This window comes from Breoghania sp. (assembly GCF_030066895.1).
In the GTDB taxonomy this organism is placed as follows: Bacteria; Pseudomonadota; Alphaproteobacteria; order Rhizobiales; family Stappiaceae; genus Breoghania.
Genome location: NZ_JASJAV010000003.1, coordinates 38,307 through 52,818, shown reverse-complemented (window position 1 = coordinate 52,818; position 14,512 = coordinate 38,307). Strand labels below are relative to the sequence as shown.

The 14,512-nt window shown below is 62.4% G+C and carries 16 protein-coding genes and 3 pseudogenes; 10 read left to right on the top strand and 9 right to left on the bottom strand.

Annotated features, from left to right (window positions below; translation table 11 throughout):
* Positions 1 to 24: 24 nt before the first annotated feature.
* From hisH to hisB, 3 genes are read right to left on the bottom strand one after another with little or no spacing between them, the layout of a single operon-like run.
* A complete protein-coding gene (gene hisH / locus QNJ43_RS05450; protein ID WP_300468082.1) occupies positions 25 to 690 on the bottom strand; it encodes an imidazole glycerol phosphate synthase subunit HisH in 666 nt (221 codons plus the stop codon).
* On the bottom strand, positions 687 to 1,178 hold the full coding sequence (locus tag QNJ43_RS05445) for a DUF2628 domain-containing protein (protein ID WP_300468080.1): 492 nt from the start codon (positions 1,176 to 1,178) through the stop codon (positions 687 to 689). Before QNJ43_RS05445 ends, hisH begins: the two co-directional genes overlap by 4 nt.
* 5 nt (positions 1,179 to 1,183) lie before the next feature.
* Positions 1,184 to 1,777, bottom strand: a complete 594-nt coding sequence (gene hisB / locus QNJ43_RS05440; protein WP_300468078.1) for an imidazoleglycerol-phosphate dehydratase HisB — start codon at positions 1,775 to 1,777, stop codon at positions 1,184 to 1,186.
* A 189-nt stretch (positions 1,778 to 1,966) separates the two neighbouring features.
* Here hisB and pyrF point away from each other — a divergent pair, with 189 nt between their 5' ends.
* A complete protein-coding gene (pyrF, locus tag QNJ43_RS05435; RefSeq protein WP_300468076.1) occupies positions 1,967 to 2,674 on the top strand; it encodes an orotidine-5'-phosphate decarboxylase in 708 nt (235 codons plus the stop codon).
* Between the two features lie 178 nt (positions 2,675 to 2,852).
* On the opposite strand, the pseudogene QNJ43_RS05430 reads toward pyrF, so the two are convergent.
* Positions 2,853 to 3,969: pseudogene (locus tag QNJ43_RS05430) on the bottom strand (iron-containing alcohol dehydrogenase).
* A gap of 615 nt (positions 3,970 to 4,584) precedes the next feature.
* Here QNJ43_RS05430 and QNJ43_RS05425 point away from each other — a divergent pair.
* Complete coding sequence (locus QNJ43_RS05425; RefSeq protein WP_300468075.1) at positions 4,585 to 4,902, top strand: hypothetical protein; 318 nt, start codon at positions 4,585 to 4,587, stop codon at positions 4,900 to 4,902.
* A gap of 49 nt (positions 4,903 to 4,951) precedes the next feature.
* Positions 4,952 to 5,227, top strand: coding sequence for a hypothetical protein (locus QNJ43_RS05420; protein WP_300468073.1), 276 nt, complete (start codon positions 4,952 to 4,954; stop codon positions 5,225 to 5,227).
* Positions 5,228 to 5,544: 317 nt separating this feature from the next.
* On the opposite strand, the gene QNJ43_RS05415 is transcribed toward QNJ43_RS05420, so the two are convergent.
* Positions 5,545 to 5,787, bottom strand: a complete 243-nt coding sequence (locus QNJ43_RS05415) for a hypothetical protein (protein WP_300468071.1) — start codon at positions 5,785 to 5,787, stop codon at positions 5,545 to 5,547.
* A gap of 161 nt (positions 5,788 to 5,948) precedes the next feature.
* Between QNJ43_RS05415 and QNJ43_RS05410 the strand changes: the two genes are divergently transcribed.
* From QNJ43_RS05410 to pdxA, 4 genes and pseudogenes are all read left to right on the top strand, one after another.
* Entirely contained in the window at positions 5,949 to 6,485 is a 537-nt protein-coding gene (locus QNJ43_RS05410; RefSeq protein ID WP_300468069.1) for a tripartite tricarboxylate transporter permease, read from the top strand.
* Entirely contained in the window at positions 6,482 to 7,369 is an 888-nt protein-coding gene (locus tag QNJ43_RS05405) for a dihydrodipicolinate synthase family protein (RefSeq protein ID WP_300468067.1), read from the top strand. The genes QNJ43_RS05410 and QNJ43_RS05405 overlap by 4 nt, the downstream gene beginning before the upstream one ends.
* 427 nt (positions 7,370 to 7,796) lie before the next feature.
* A complete protein-coding gene (locus tag QNJ43_RS05400) occupies positions 7,797 to 8,288 on the top strand; it encodes an NAD(P)-dependent oxidoreductase (RefSeq protein ID WP_300468065.1) in 492 nt (163 codons plus the stop codon).
* Positions 8,289 to 8,343: 55 nt separating this feature from the next.
* Positions 8,344 to 9,311: pseudogene (gene pdxA / locus QNJ43_RS05395) on the top strand (4-hydroxythreonine-4-phosphate dehydrogenase PdxA).
* Between the two features lie 9 nt (positions 9,312 to 9,320).
* On the opposite strand, the gene nudC reads toward pdxA, so the two are convergent.
* From nudC to QNJ43_RS05380, 3 genes are all read right to left on the bottom strand, one after another.
* Positions 9,321 to 9,923 carry an NAD(+) diphosphatase gene (nudC, locus tag QNJ43_RS05390; protein WP_300468063.1) on the bottom strand — a complete coding sequence of 201 codons (603 nt, stop codon included), beginning with the start codon at positions 9,921 to 9,923 and terminating at the stop codon, positions 9,321 to 9,323.
* Positions 9,924 to 10,013: 90 nt separating this feature from the next.
* Complete coding sequence (locus QNJ43_RS05385) at positions 10,014 to 10,274, bottom strand: hypothetical protein (RefSeq protein WP_300468061.1); 261 nt, start codon at positions 10,272 to 10,274, stop codon at positions 10,014 to 10,016.
* A gap of 241 nt (positions 10,275 to 10,515) precedes the next feature.
* A complete protein-coding gene (locus tag QNJ43_RS05380; protein ID WP_300468059.1) occupies positions 10,516 to 10,833 on the bottom strand; it encodes a MarR family transcriptional regulator in 318 nt (105 codons plus the stop codon).
* A gap of 214 nt (positions 10,834 to 11,047) precedes the next feature.
* On the opposite strand from QNJ43_RS05380, the gene QNJ43_RS05375 reads away from it, so the two are divergent.
* Positions 11,048 to 11,233, top strand: coding sequence for a hypothetical protein (locus QNJ43_RS05375; protein WP_300468057.1), 186 nt, complete (start codon positions 11,048 to 11,050; stop codon positions 11,231 to 11,233).
* A gap of 110 nt (positions 11,234 to 11,343) precedes the next feature.
* Here the strand turns inward: QNJ43_RS05375 and QNJ43_RS05370 are convergent.
* Positions 11,344 to 12,913, bottom strand: a pseudogene (locus QNJ43_RS05370) (alkaline phosphatase D family protein).
* Between the two features lie 227 nt (positions 12,914 to 13,140).
* Here QNJ43_RS05370 and folP point away from each other — a divergent pair.
* Positions 13,141 to 13,986, top strand: coding sequence for a dihydropteroate synthase (folP, locus tag QNJ43_RS05365; protein WP_300468055.1), 846 nt, complete (start codon positions 13,141 to 13,143; stop codon positions 13,984 to 13,986).
* Positions 13,983 to 14,507, top strand: a complete 525-nt coding sequence (gene folK / locus QNJ43_RS05360) for a 2-amino-4-hydroxy-6-hydroxymethyldihydropteridine diphosphokinase (protein ID WP_300468053.1) — start codon at positions 13,983 to 13,985, stop codon at positions 14,505 to 14,507. Before folP ends, folK begins: the two co-directional genes overlap by 4 nt.
* The last annotated feature ends 5 nt before the right edge of the window (positions 14,508 to 14,512 follow it).

Below are 14,512 nucleotides of genomic sequence, written 5' to 3'. Positions count from 1 at the left end.
TCGCGCGCAAGCTCCCGGTGGGACTTACGGCTTCCATTTCAGGAAATTGGCAATGAGGGCGAGGCCGAGCTTCTGGCTCTTTTCCGGATGGAACTGGGTTCCGACCATGTTGTCACGTCCGACCATGGCCGTGAACGTGCCGCCGTAATCAAAGGTCGCCACGACCTGTTCCGGCTTGCGCGCCTCCAGGTGGTAGGAGTGGACGAAATAGGCGTGTCGTCCGTCCGGCCCGGTCGGAATGCCGTCGAAGAGCGGATGCGTTTTGCCTGCCGCATTCCGGCTCAGATCGATCGTGTTCCAGCCCATATGCGGGATCTTCAGCGCGGGATCGGAGGGCTTCATCATCACCATGTCGCCCGCGATCCAGCCAAGTCCTTCGCTGGTCTGGTATTCAAGCCCCCGTTCAGCCATGAGCTGCATGCCGACGCAGATGCCGAGGAAGGGACGGCCCTTGGCGATCACAGCCTTTTCAAGCGCCGCATCCATGCCGGAAACGACCGCAAGGCCGCGTCGGCAATCGGCAAAGGCGCCGACGCCGGGCAGAACCACGCGGTCGGCTGCCGCGACCACGTCCGGATCGGCCGTTAGGCGGATTTCTTCGATAATCGCGTTGTCGCGTGCCGCGCGTTCGAACGCCTTGGTGGCGGAGTGCAGGTTGCCGGACCCGTAATCGATCATGGCGACGGTCATAGTGTGGCCTCCGGAAACAGGCCGATCACCTCATCGGAAGGCGTTGCGGCACGAAAAACAGGTGTCCGCGCGGGTGTTCCGGACGTGGACGGGGTCTGAGGAAGAACCTCCACCGGACCTGACCAGTCCGAGAAGAACCGGGCTTCGTATTCGTCGCGGTTCGCACCGGCCGCAACGCCGATGAAGGTCCAGCCGCGCTGCTCCAGCGTCCAGCGGCGCAAACCATTGGCCTCCAGCGCAAACAGCAGCGAAAGGGCGATCCTGCCGACGATCGTTCTCAGTCCACCGATGAGTGCACCCAGCCCGGCGACAACGATCGCCACGATCAGATAACCGACAAGCACCAGCCACCGGCCGCGTATCAGCAGCCACGGCACGGCGAGGAAGAAGGCGGGCCAGTTGAAGCCATCCTTGATGAAGACGACGTCTTTGGCATCGGATTGCGCATCGCTGGAAGGCGTTGGTGCCATCACCATATGGACGGTCATTGCCATTAATCTCCCAGCCGACCCTTAGTGGACGGGACGCGCGCACCCTGGCGCGGATCGAGCGTTACCGCCCCGCGCAGCGCATGCGCCACGGCCTTGAAGCAGGTCTCCGCGATATGGTGGCAGTTCGTGCCGTAGAGATTGGCGATATGCAGCGTGATCCCGGCATTCATGGCGAAGGCGCGGAAAAACTCCTCGAAGAGTTCGGTATCGAAATCACCGATCTTCGATTTGGAGAATTCCACCTGCCAGACCAGGAACGGACGGCCGGAGATGTCGATCGCACACCGCGTCATCGTCTCGTCCATGGGCAGGTGCACGTCCGCATAGCGGGTCACGCCTGCCACGTTGCCGAGGGCCTGCCGCACGGCCTGGCCGAGTGCAATGCCCACATCCTCGGCGGTGTGATGGAAATCGATATGCGTGTCGCCCGCCGCCCTCACGGTGATGTCGATCAGCGAATGCCGGGCGAGCTGCTCCAGCATGTGATCGAGAAAGCCGATACCGGTCGCGACATTGTAGGCGCCGGTTCCGTCGAGATCGACGGAGACCTGGATGTCGGTTTCCTTGGTAGCGCGCGTGATCGAAGCGGAACGCATACGGGAAAAATCCTTCAATTCCGAGGAACGGCAAGTGTCTTAGCAGCCGAACGTCGCCAAGAAAATAGCGCTGAACGTCCGTAACGGTGGGGGCGGGACTTTTCGTGACGGATTTCCGCGTGCACCGATTCCCTCCCGAACCCGGATCGACTAACCATAGGGGCCATACCCGAATCGAGGAGCCTGCCGATGTCTTTCAAGCCCGCAACCGCGACGGACCGGCTTGTCCTGCCGCTTGACGTGCCCACGGTGGAGGAAGCCCGCGCGATCGTGGCGGAGACGCAAGGCGCCGTAGGCGTTTACAAGATCGGCATGCAGCTTCAGTTCGCCGGCGGTCTGCCCTTCGCCGAAGAGCTGGCGCGCGCGGGCCAAAAGGTCTTCCTCGATGTGAAGCTGTTCGACATCGACAACACGGTGGAACAGGCGGTTCGCAACATCGCCAAGATGGGGATGACCTTCGTCACCATCCACGCTTATCCCAAGACCATGCGCGCGGCCGTGGCCGGGCTCGATGGCGCAGATCTCTGCCTGCTCGGCGTCACGGTCCTTACCTCCATGGACGATGAGGACGTGAAGGCGGCTGGCTATGCGGAAACGGCATCCGATCTGGTGAAATCGCGCGCGGTTGCGGCGCGTGCAGCCGGCATGGGCGGCATCGTGTGCTCGCCGCGCGAAGCAAGTGAACTGCGCACGCTCGCCGGTCCCGATCTGGTGCTGGTCACCCCGGGCGTTCGTCCGGCCGGATCCTCGGCCGACGACCAGAAGCGCGTCATGACCCCGGGCGATGCGATCCACGCCGGATCCGACTATCTCGTCTGCGGCCGTCCGATCACAGGCGCCCCCGACCGCCACGCGGCGGCCAAACGCGTCATGGAAGAGATTGCCGCTGCTTTGTGAGAGACGTGGAACGCCTGCCCGCAAGGACGCAGACAGGTTTCTTCAGTCCACGGTTACCCCACGCCGTCATCCCCCGGCTTTGTCCGGGGGATCCAGCGCTCTCCGCGTGTGCCGTTGTCTGATGGATTGCCCGGACGAAGCCGGGCAATGATTACGGAGAAATCGATGTGAGGCGCGCCTACCAGGCGCACTCGTAGATCTCCAGAATGTTCTTCACGCTGAGATCAACCGGGTTCCAGTCGAGAAGCCGCCGGATGCCGTGCGCGTCTTCGGCCATGCTTGCTAGGTCCTCCTTCGGCACGCCGTGGGCACTGAGCCGCATGTCGAGTTTCAGCGAGCGGCAGAACTCCATCGACCCGTCCAGCACCTGTTGTGCGGTGTCCGTGGCAAAGCCGAGAGCGGCCCCGACCTGGGCCGTCTTTTCGGGCGTAGCGTCCGCATTCGCGGCCAGAACATGCTCGAAAATCAAGTCGTTGGCGATGCTGTGGACAATCTTGTAGCGCGCCAGCGGATAGGACACCGCATGGCCCGCGGTCGTGTTGACCGGCCCCAGGCACACCCCGCCATAGAAGGCGGCAAGCGACAGGCCAGCGCGCGCTTCGGTGTCTGATCCGTCATCGACCGCCCGTTTCAGGTACTTGCCGACAAGCTGGATACCTTGCAACGCATAGGCGTCGATCAGCGGATGCGCGCGCTTGGAGGTGAAGGCCTCCTTGCAATGGGCCATGGCGTCGACGCCTGTGGCCGCGGTCACGAACGGCGGCACGGATTGGGTCAGCGCCGGATCGATGATCGCGATATCGGCCAGCATGTGCAGGCTCTCGGTTGTGATCTTGGAGTTAGGTCTCGGGATCGGTGATCAGCGCGCGGGTGTCGACCTCCGAGCCGGTGTCCGCCGTGGTTGGGATCTGCGCCAGGCCCACCTCGCGTTTCGGAGCGTGGTTGGGGCCGGAAATCTCGCCGAGACTGATGTTGCGGCCGGTCATTACCGCAACGAGCTTGGCCAGATCCATCGCCGATCCGCCACCGAAACCGATGACGAGATCGGCGCCGTCCGACGCCTTCACGGCGTGCTCCAGCATCGCGATATCCGGCTCCCCGGTGACATCTCCGAAACAGTTGACCTCGCCGAGCCCGAGCTGGTCGAGCCGCGCCGCATTGACCGGATCCGCGACTACAAAGGGTCGGGAATAACCATTTTCCTGTGCCCACTCGGCAAGGCGCACCAGCGTGCCTGCGCCAAAATGTAGCATCGGCGGTCTCTGCAGTTCGATGGAATTGGTCAAGTCGAGCATTATGATCTCCGGCGGGTTCGGGAGTGATTGTCGAGCCTTAGGGGTTCGAAATCGTCAGCACTGGCCTCCCGTTTTGCTGCTTGAGGCAGCGCGGTCCGGGCGGCCGCATGCTCGTGAATTCGAGAAGAAAATTGTACGGCATATAAAATTTATCAATTGGTATATGTTTGTCATGCGAGGAAATTGCCTTCTTCGGCTACAGCTCGATCGCACGGGATGTCGAGTTACAATTCATTGAAATATATAAATTTTTATACGTACTGAAAGTGCCGAAAAAAGCCGATGCATTCGTAAAATGCACGGTATGCAGAGATAACTTCATCAATTGGGCACGTATGTTTATTTGTAATTTGACATCTAATATCGAGCTGCGCATTCTTCCCACGCCCATGAAGCGAGTTAGGGAGGCGCGGGTGGGTCGGCCGGGAGCCGCTCCGATGGCCGAGATCGAAGACACCCATGGTCGGGATGGACTCTCGAAAAAGCGACGCCGTAATCGGCGGGATCATTCTGTTTTTCTGCGCCTTTGCGGCTTGGCGTACGGCCTATGTGTCGGCTGCGCCGACCGGAACGGTCGCCGGTCCCTCGTTCGTGCCCTGGCTGGCAATCGCCCTGATGGCGCTGCTCGCGATCGGTCTCATCGTCCGTGCCGTCCTGCGCAACACATTGGGCAATCCCGATAACGAAATCAGCCTTTCCGATCGCCCGACCTTCATCCGCATGGTGTTGTTTGCCGCCCTGATGGTGAGCCTATGCGGCGGCTTTCGTGAGCGTGGGGTATATCCCCTCCACACTGGTCGTCTTCGTGGCGGGCCTGTTCCTTTTCGGCGAGTGTCGCATCTGGGTCCTTATTCTCCTGCCCTGCATCGCGACGGCCGGCGTCTACTACGCCTTCACCATATTTTTGAATGTATGGCTGCCGTGATCGGCTGACGATCGCGGCCCTGGCTCAAGTCATTGACACGATACAGAGGAAACCGACGTGAAGCGTAAATTCATCTTTGCAATGACTCTGACCCTCGTGGGCACTCCGGCGGTAGCCGCCGATTTCCCGGCCCACCCGGTTCAGGTCATCGTCCCGTATTCGGCCGGCGGCAGCACCGACCTTTCGCTGCGCGTGGTCGCCGATGCCTTCAAGCGTCTCTATGACGGCAGCCAGATCGTCGTGCGCAACCAGCTCGGCGGTGGCGGCGCGATCGGCACCTCCGCCACGCTTCACGTCCGCCCCGATGGCTACACGCTGGGTGCCGGTGCCTAGGGTCCGCTCGCCATCCTCTGGGCGGCACCGACTAGCCATCCTCTGGGCGGCACCGACTACAAGATGGAAGACGCCGAGTTCGTCGGTCTCTTCGCCCGTTCGCTGCAGGTTCTGGTGGTCTGCAAGGGTGTGCCGTTCACCCCGCAGCTTGCCTCCATCGCGCTGCAATTCGGCGCGCCGGAATATTTCGCGCTCTCCCTGTTCGGCCTCACCATCATTGCCTCCTTGTCGGGCGACCTGCTGAAGGGCGCGATTTCCGGGCTCCTCGGCATCCTGATTTCCTGCGTCGGCGCCGATCCCATTTCCGGGGTCCTGCGCTACACGTTCGGCATTTCTGGGTTTGCCTCCGGCTTCGCCTTCACTCCGGCGCTGATCGACCTGTTCGCCCTGTCGGAAGTCTTCGCGCTGATGGAGCGCATGGCGCGTTCGGAACCGAACATCCAGCCCGTGCGCGGTCGCTGGCCCTCGCGCCAAGATCTGAAGGAAAGCCGCGGCGCCCTGCTGCGCGGTTCGCTCATCGGAACGCTGATCGGCATCATCCCGGGCGTCGGCTCCGGCACCGCGTCGTGGATCTCCTACAACGAGGCCCGCCGTGCCTCTGCGCCGCCGGAGAAATTCGGCACCGGCTATGCGCCGGGCATCGCGGCGACCGAGAGCGCCAACAACGCGATCTGCGCCGCCGCGCTTATCCCCCCTTCTGGCGCTGGGTATCCCCGGCGACGTGGTGACCGCCGTTCTCATGGGCGGGCTGATGATCCAGGGGCTCGCCCCGGGGTCAATCATGTTCCAGACCAATCCGGACGTGATCGTCGGCATCTTCGGCGGCACCTTCCTGGCGACCATCTTCATGTTCATCTTCGGCATGGCGCTGATCCCGCTCTTCAGCCGTATTCTCGCCGTGCCGCGCCACATCCTCGCCGTGGCCATCATGATTTTCTGCTTCATCGGTTCGTTTGCCATCAACCTGAACCTGGTCGATCTCTACACCATGGTCGGCTTCGGCGTTCTCGGCTGGGCGATGCAGAAATTCGGCTTCAGCCAGGCGGCGCTGTGCATTGCCATGATCCTGGGTCCGATGATGGAGTCGAACCTGCGTCGCGATCTCCTGCAGACCCATGACGACCTCTTCGCCTTTGCCTCGGGTCTCCTCACCCTGCTCTTTCTTATCCTGACGGTGCTGTCGCTTGGCTGGCCGGTCCTCTCCCGGATCCTCGCCAACCGGCGCGAGGCCAAATCCATGAACGCGGAAACGAAATGACCAAGTTTGCTTATGTCGCCTTCGTGACCTGCTTCAACGAAGACGAGACCATCAATTTCGATGCGACGCGCGCCCAGGTCCGACGCCATATCGCGGTCGGAAACAATATCCTGTGCGCCGGTACCAACGGCGATTTCTCCGCCCTCACCTTCGACGAGAAGGTCAAGCTGACCGAGGCGGTGGTGGATGAGGTCGCCGGCAAGGTGAAGGTGATCGTCAATGCCGGCATGCCCGCTACCTTCGGGACGGTGAAGTTTGCAAGGGAATTCGACCGGATCGGCGTTGACGACATCGCCGTCATCACGCCCTTCTTCATCTCCTGCACGCAGGATGGTCTGGAGCGCCGCTTCAAGACCGTCGCCGATGCGGTGAAGATGCCGGTCTATCTCTATGACATCCCCGCCCGCACCCAGAACCACATCGAGCCGGAAACGGCCCGGGCTCTGGCCGCCCACGGCAATATCGCGGGTATCAAGGATTCCGGCGGCAAGCAGGATACGCTGGAGGCCTACATGGCGATCGGGCGCGAGGTGGACGGCTTCGACGTTTATTCCGGCCCCGATCATCTGGTTCACTGGGCGCTGCAGAATGGCGCCGCGGGCTGCATTTCCGATCTCGGCAACGTGCTGCCGGACGTGCTGGCGCGTATTGTTTCCTGTTTCAATGCTGGAGACGAGGTCGCCGCCGCCGCGGCCCAGGAAGCCTTTACCGCCATGCGCGTCGATCTCTATGCGCTGGGCTTTCCGCCCGCCATGGTCAAATGCGCATTGTGGGTCATGGATCATTCCGTCGGCGCCAGCCGCCAGCCCGCCCTCCTGCCCAACCCCGAGCAGGATGCTCAGATTCGCGCGATCCTCGAAAAGCACGGGCGGCTGTCCGCATGACCACGATCCTCACCACCTCTCCCGGGTTCGGCAAGCACGGCCGAGTGCCGGATCTGATTGAACAAAAGGGCTGGACGCTGATCCGTTGCGTCGACACCTCTAAGCCCGATAACGGCGTGTCGGAACATATCGCCGAAGCCGATTTTCTGGTCGCAGGGCTCGTCGCGGTCACGGCGGACTCGCTTGAAGGCGCCGAGAAGCTCAAGGGCGTTCTCAAGCACGGCGTCGGCGTCGACAATATCGATATTCCCGCCTGCACCGCGAAGGGGCTTCCGGTCGTCAACACGCCGGGCGCCAATGCGGATGCTTGTGGCCGAACTCAGTCTCGGCATGATGTTTTCGCTGGCGCGCAACATTCCCGCCGGACACGCCTCGGTGATTTCCGGGGGATTCGGACCGCAAGGTCGGCACCCAGCTCGGCGGTAAGGTGCTGGGTATCGTGGGTCTCGGCAATATCGGCCGCAAGCTCGCGCTCAAGGCGATCGGCCTCGGCATGTCTGTTGTCGCCAACGATCCTTACGCCGATCTCGACGAGCTTTTGAAGATCTCCGATTACGTCTCGCTGCATGTTTTCGGCGTGGCGGACAATGCCGCGCTCATCAATGCCGAAAAACTGGCGCTGATGAAGCCGACGGCCTGCCTGCTCAATCTCTCCCGCGGCGAGGTGATCGATCTCGATGCGGTTGCCGCCGCACTTGAGGGCGATCGGCTCGGCGGGGTCGCGCTCGATGCCTATGTGAGCGAGCCGCCCGATGCGACCCATCCCATCTTCCGGCATCCGCGCCTCGTCTGCACGCCGCATTCCGGTGCGGATACCAAGGAGGCGGTGGAGAATGTCGGGTTGATGGTGATCGAGGACATCCAGACCATCATCGACGGCAAGATCCCGCGTCGCTGCCTGAACGTCGCCGATCTTTGACACGCACACGCCCATTGGAGTTGAGACATGAACGGATAAACCCATCGTCATCACCATGGGCGATCCCTCCGGCGTCGGTGCGGAAGGTGACCGTCAAGGAGATGGCCAGCCTGAGCGAGGCCGAGCGTGCGCGCTACGCCGTTATCGGTGATTCTCGATACGCTGGAACGTGCCCGCGACGTCTGCGGCCTCGACCTCGCGCTGCATGCTGTGGGCGAGACGGCACCCTCCGGCTCGCTGGCCGTCGTCCACGTGCCTGTGGACGATCTGCCGGGCCGTTTCGGCGTCTTGTCGCCTGCCTGCGGCGAAGCCTCGTTTCGCTATGTGAACACGGCGGTGGACCTGATCCAGGCGGGCGAGGCGGTCGGCATGGTCACCGCGCCGATCAACAAGGAGGCGCTCAATGCCGCCGGTCATCATGCCGGTCATCATTATGACGGCCATACCGGCATGCTGGCGCATCTGACCGGCTGCAAGAGTTCGTGGATGCTTCTGGCTTCGGAAACGCTGAACGTCATCCACGTCTCCCCCCATGTCTCGCTGAAGGATGCCATCGGCCGGGCGACGCCGGAGCGTGTACTGGAGACGGTGCGCACTGGGTACAAGCACTTCCGTCGGATGGGCGTGGAAGCCCCGCGCATCGCGGTTGCGGGCATCAATCCCCATTGCGGCGAGAACGGACTGTTTGGGCGCGAAGATGACGAGCAGGTGGTTCCGGGCGTGAAACAGGCGCAGGCCGAGGGTATCAACGTCGTCGGCCCGATCCCGGCCGATACGGTCTATCACCGGGCCAATTAGGGCGCGTTCGATCTGGTCGTCGCGCAGTATCACGATCAGGGGCACATCCCGATCAAGCTGATTGCCTTCGATACGGCGGCGAATGTTTCGCTGGGCCTTCCCATCGACCGCTGTTCCGTCGAACACGGCACGACCTTCGATATCGCGGGAACCGGCAAGGCTAACCACGCCAATATGCTGTCCGCACTTGCGTACGCGGGCAAGCTGGCCGCCGGCCGGTCCTAGAGCGTCTTCTCAAGCCTCGGCATCCGCCCAGGTGCGGATCAGCCAGTGGGCGATGGAGATTTCGGGCGGCACGTGGAGCCCTTCCGGGTGCCGTCCGGCCAGTATCTCGCGCACCTCGTCGCGAGGAAACCAGCGGCAATCCTCCAGCTCGTTGTCGCCCAGCACGATGTCCCGGCTTTCCGCCTTGCCGACGCAGCCGAGCATCAGCGAGGTCGGGAAAGGCCATGGCTGACTCTTCATGAAGGTGACGTCGCTCACGCGCACGCTGGATTCCTCCATCACCTCGCGGCGAACCGCCTGCTCGATGGTTTCTCCCGGCTCCATGAACCCGGCCAGCGTGGTGTAAACCCCTTCCGCCAACCGGTGCGGGTGGCCTATCAGTGCCTTGTCGCCATCGGCGATCAGCATGATGACGACCGGGTCGGTGCGCGGAAAATGCACCGCCAAACAGGACGGACAATCGCGCCGATATCCAGCCTGCGCCATCCGGGTTTCATGCCCACAATGGGAGAAGTACCGGTGGGAGGTGTGCCAATGGGCCAGGGAGCGGACCTGCGCCAGAAGCTCCAGATCGCCGCGAGGCAGCACGCCTTGTACGGCCAGCGAGCGCATGCCGATCAGCTTCAGCGCCGACGTGCTTGCGGCCTCGATATCCGCCTCGATTTCTTTCGGCGCCGCGCGAACCCGGGCGCAGAATACCGGTCAGTCCCCGCTCTTCGTCTGCTCGATCCCCAGAAGTGCGATTTCGTCGGCGACAATCCCGAGGCTTTTTGCGAGCGACAGCGGGTGGCGAATGCAAAGGGTTTCGCCCCTTACCGCGACGACGGGTCTGTCATCGGCCATCAACACGTAACCGGCATCCGGGCGCGTCTGCTGCTCGCTCAGCCAGGCGTCATCGTCGCGCCGCAACGCGGCTCGGTCGAGAGCATTGTCACAATAGGCGGGGAAGCTGTCATCGGGCATGGGCTGCGGGCGCTCCGGTTTAAAGCGTGCGTACGCTACTCCGTTCCGGGTCCGAGGCAAAGGGGCGACGTGGTCGACTGCCGGTCGCAGACATGCTTCTGGGAGCCGGGAACATGCTTGGCGGGAGGGGAAATGGCTTGTCGGATCAGATCGTTCTACTCGGCCGGTTCGCGCACCGCGACCGGAGCCGCCGGTTCGTCGTCGGCAACCGCGGTGGCTTCGGCATCTAGCGGAATATCCTTCACCGCGGTGGCGACCAGATTGCGTTCCACGGCGCGCAGAAGCTTGCGCAGACGCTTCTTGTCCTTATCGTTGAGGCCTCGAGTGCTTCCTTCTCCAGCTGCTTCCAGGCCCGGTCGATCAGCTTGACGCAGTCGCGACCCGTATCGGTGAGATAGACTCGGGCGAGGCGGCCGTTCGTGTCGGCGGATCGGCGCGTCAGCAGGCCCCGAGCCGACATCCGTGTGACCATCTTGGTGACGGCCAGCGGTTGCACGCCAAGCGCGAGCTCTAGTTCGATCATCGATAGCCCGTCGCTGTCGGCCAGAGTTTTAAGCACCGTTTTCTGTCCGGGATGCAGACCGATACGCGACAGATGGGCGCCCGATCGCGACCGGCAAGCCTTGGCCGTCTGGGACAGCCGGAAGGTGATGCTTTTTTGTAATTGAACCTCATATCCGTGGATCTACCAGCCCCTGATGAAGGTATTGTGACTGGAAAGTATTCGGTTGTCTTGTGGGTTTTTGGTCTGAGGAGGAAGGGAAGAAAGGGAAATGGAGGCGCTGTCGCGCCCGCTATTGCGCTGGATTTTGGATCTGGCCATGCAGCTTGCGCTGCAGACCGTCCGGAATGACGAGCAAGCGGTGAGTTGTAAGCACACGCGACTTATGTGCGAGCAGAACCCAGTGTTCGCGTGTGGTTACAACTCAGCCTCACACTCCCTCATTCCGGACAAGTGAGGCAAAGCCGAACGCTGATCCGGAATCCAGCGCAATAGCGGGCGCGACAACGCCTCCATTTCCCTTCCAAAACGAGAAGGAGCACGAACCCGCGCTCCCCGTCCTTGTCATCAGGCGAATTTCGGATCGAGCGTGACCGAATAGAGTTCGGTATCGCCGGAATCCATCAGTCGCACCTTCAACTGTTCCGTGGCGCCGTCGATCTCCACAATGTCGAAGAACTGAAGGCCCATGGAGGGCGGCAGGTTGGCTCCCTGCTCCTTGGTCGGAACCTTCACGAACTTCACTTCCGGGCCGAACGTGCCGTCCAGATCGTTCGGGCCGAAGGTACCTGCGTGCAGCGGACCGGAGACGAACTCCCAGAACGGGTCGAAATGCCTTGTTCGGGTTGTAGTAATGAGCGGCGGTGTAGTGCACGTCCGCCGTCAGCCAGACCGTGTTGTTGATCCCGGCGGTCTTGATGAAGCGCAGCAGGTCCGCGAATTCCAGCTCGCGGCCCTTGGCGGCTCCGTTGTCGCCGTTGGAAACCGCCTCGATGCGCTTCTCGTCTCCGTTGCGATCCCATACGCACAGCCCGATCGGCGTGTCGCAGGGGATCACCTTCCAGGTGGCCTTGGACTGGACCAGTTCCCGCTTCAGCCATGCGATCTGTTCCGCGCCCAACGCCTGCGAGGCGGCGTCGACCGTGTCCTGCATCCCGTCGCTGTTGGGACCGCGATAGCTGCGCAGATCCAGGAAGCAGATCCAGGAAGAAGACGCCCAGCATCGGGCCGTAGGGGATCTTGCGATAGACGCGACCGGGATCGGCAGGCGTGTAGGAGATCGGCGTCATTTCGTGGAAGGCACGCGCGGAGCGGGCTGCGAGAACGTGGGTGCTTCTCGGTGTAGCGATCATCCGCGGTCAGGTCCTTGGAGGCCGACCAGTTGTTGATCACCTCATGGTTGTCCTACTGGTAGAAGGTCGGGACGTCGTGCGACAACGCCAGCACGTTCTCGTCCATCATGTTGTACTTCCACTGGCCGCGGAATTCCTCCAGCGTCTCGGCGACCTTCATCTCCTCCAGCGTGACGATGTTCTTCCACACCGTGCCATCCTTTAGCTCGACCTCTTCTTTGATCGGGCCGTCCGCATAGATTGTGTCGCCGGAATGGATGAAGAAATCGGGCTGATGCTGCGCCATGGTGGCGTAGGTCTTCATGCTGCCGCGATCTGCGTCGATGCCCCAAGCCCTGACCGGCGGTGTCGTCAGACCAGACGAACTTCACGTCGCGCTTGGAGGCGGGCGCGGTGCGGAAATGGCCGACCATCGGCGCAGACGTCGCGTTGACGTCGTTCAGGTCGGTGAGTATAACGCGGTAGAAAATGTCCTGATCGGCCGGCAGATCCTCGATGAGCTGCTCGGCGGTGAAGTCGCTTTCGGGCAGTGCGTTCAGCGACGGCAGACGGCGGGCATTGGCGAAATCCTCGCGGGTGGTGATTTCGAGCATCGCCTTGGAGGGACGGTCGGTACGCGTCCACACCATGCCAGAATTGGTGGTGATGTCGCCCGATTGCGGGTCGTGGCTGATCACGGGACGGCTGGAGGCGCGGCTCAGCGTGGGCATGGCAAGCGTGCCGGCGGCGGCGATGAAGCCGGTTGCGGTGGTTGATTTGAGGAACGTACGGCGTGAATAGGTCATGGTTGGTTTCTCCCCTTTGCACAGAGAATTGTGCGGCGCCGCAAGGTGAGGACTTTGCATGACACAGCGTTATCGTGCCCACGATGCTTTCGATAAACTTATATGATGCTTCGGAATGCGAATATGGCGGCAATGACTTGACGTTCCGCGCATTTCCCCTCCCGCCTTGCATTTCCCCCCGCGAAAGCGCATCACCTCCTCGATTTTCTTCGAACCTTCGGATTGTGATGAAACGCCTTCTTCAGATAGGCTCGCTCTCCCACCAGGTGGGCATGCGAACCCTCGTTATGGGTATCCTCAACGTCACCCCAGATTCCTTTTCCGACGGCGGTCTCTATTCGGGTGCCGACGCCGCAGAGGCGCACGCCCGGGTCATGATTGCCCAGGGCGCCGATATCATCGACGTAGGCGCGGAAAGCACGCAGCCCGGTTCGGAGAAGATCTCCGCAGATGTGGAGCTGACGCGTCTGCTTCCGGCGCTGTCGCGCATTTGCGACATGAGCTGTGCGATCACCATCGACACCTACAAGGCCGAAGTTGCGGCCGCCGCTCTCGGAGCGGGAGCCCACGCGATCAACGATATCTGGGGCCTGCAGGGTGATCCCGACATGGCGACCGTGGCGGCCCGGATGGGAGCATCGGTCATCGCCATGCACAATCGCGAGACGATCGATCCCGCGCTCGACATCGTGGCCGACATGCAGGTCTTCTTCACCCGGACGCTGGAGATCGCCGAGGAAGCGGGCATCGATCGGGACAGGATCGTGCTCGATCCGGGCATCGGTTTCGGCAAGACGCCGCTGCAGAACCTCATTGCGATCAACCACCTGGCGGACCTGAAGGCTGATTTCGATCTGCCAATCCTGGTGGGCGCATCGCGCAAGCGCATCATCGGGACCGTGACCGGTCGCAAAACGGACAAACGTGACACGGGATCCCTCGGCGCGCATCTGGTGGCCGCGGCGCACGGCGCCGACATCATCCGCGCCCATGAGGTGGAAATGCACGTCGATGCCTTGCGCATGGCCGACGCCATTTGCAACGAGACACTTGAACAGGGGACGGGTGAATGACCGCAGAGGCGGCCGATCAGGCGTCCCCCGTGGCAACCGTGCGCGTTGCGCTCGGTCTTGGCTCCAATATCGGCGACAAGCGCGCGTCCGTCCGCACCGCCGTGGAGCAGATTGCAGCCGATGACGAAATCTCGCTGGTTGCCCGCTCGCACGACTATCGCACCGCCCCCTGGGGGCTGACCGAGCAGGACTGGTTCGTCAATGCCTGCCTGGTGGTGGAGACGACGCTCAGCGCCGACGCGTTGCTGAGGCGCGTTCTGAAGATCGAGCGCTATCTCGGCCGCGTGCGCGACATTCGCTGGGGCCCGCGCAAGATTGATATTGATGTGCTGGTCTATGGCGGGCAGACGATTGCGCGCGAGGGGCTCGCCGTTCCCCATCCGCGCATCGCCGAACGTGCCTTCGTTCTGGTGCCGCTTGCCGAGAGCTGGCCCGAGGCGCCGATCGGCGGCGGCCTCACCGCATCCGCTGCTCTGGCCGCCTGTCCGGACGCCGATACGACCGAACCGATCACGGACTGACGGCT

Coding starts and splice junctions, on each gene's coding strand:
- hisH (WP_300468082.1), bottom strand. CDS start 690: ATGACCGTCGCCATGATCGATTACGGGTCCGGCAACCTGCACTCCGCC.
- QNJ43_RS05445 (WP_300468080.1), bottom strand. CDS start 1,178: ATGACCGTCCATATGGTGATGGCACCAACGCCTTCCAGCGATGCGCAA.
- hisB (WP_300468078.1), bottom strand. CDS start 1,777: ATGCGTTCCGCTTCGATCACGCGCGCTACCAAGGAAACCGACATCCAG.
- pyrF (WP_300468076.1), top strand. CDS start 1,967: ATGTCTTTCAAGCCCGCAACCGCGACGGACCGGCTTGTCCTGCCGCTT.
- QNJ43_RS05425 (WP_300468075.1), top strand. CDS start 4,585: ATGGCGCTGCTCGCGATCGGTCTCATCGTCCGTGCCGTCCTGCGCAAC.
- QNJ43_RS05405 (WP_300468067.1), top strand. CDS start 6,482: ATGACCAAGTTTGCTTATGTCGCCTTCGTGACCTGCTTCAACGAAGAC.
- nudC (WP_300468063.1), bottom strand. CDS start 9,923: ATGCGCTCGCTGGCCGTACAAGGCGTGCTGCCTCGCGGCGATCTGGAG.
- QNJ43_RS05385 (WP_300468061.1), bottom strand. CDS start 10,274: ATGCCCGATGACAGCTTCCCCGCCTATTGTGACAATGCTCTCGACCGA.
- QNJ43_RS05375 (WP_300468057.1), top strand. CDS start 11,048: ATGGAGGCGCTGTCGCGCCCGCTATTGCGCTGGATTTTGGATCTGGCC.
- folP (WP_300468055.1), top strand. CDS start 13,141: ATGAAACGCCTTCTTCAGATAGGCTCGCTCTCCCACCAGGTGGGCATG.
- folK (WP_300468053.1), top strand. CDS start 13,983: ATGACCGCAGAGGCGGCCGATCAGGCGTCCCCCGTGGCAACCGTGCGC.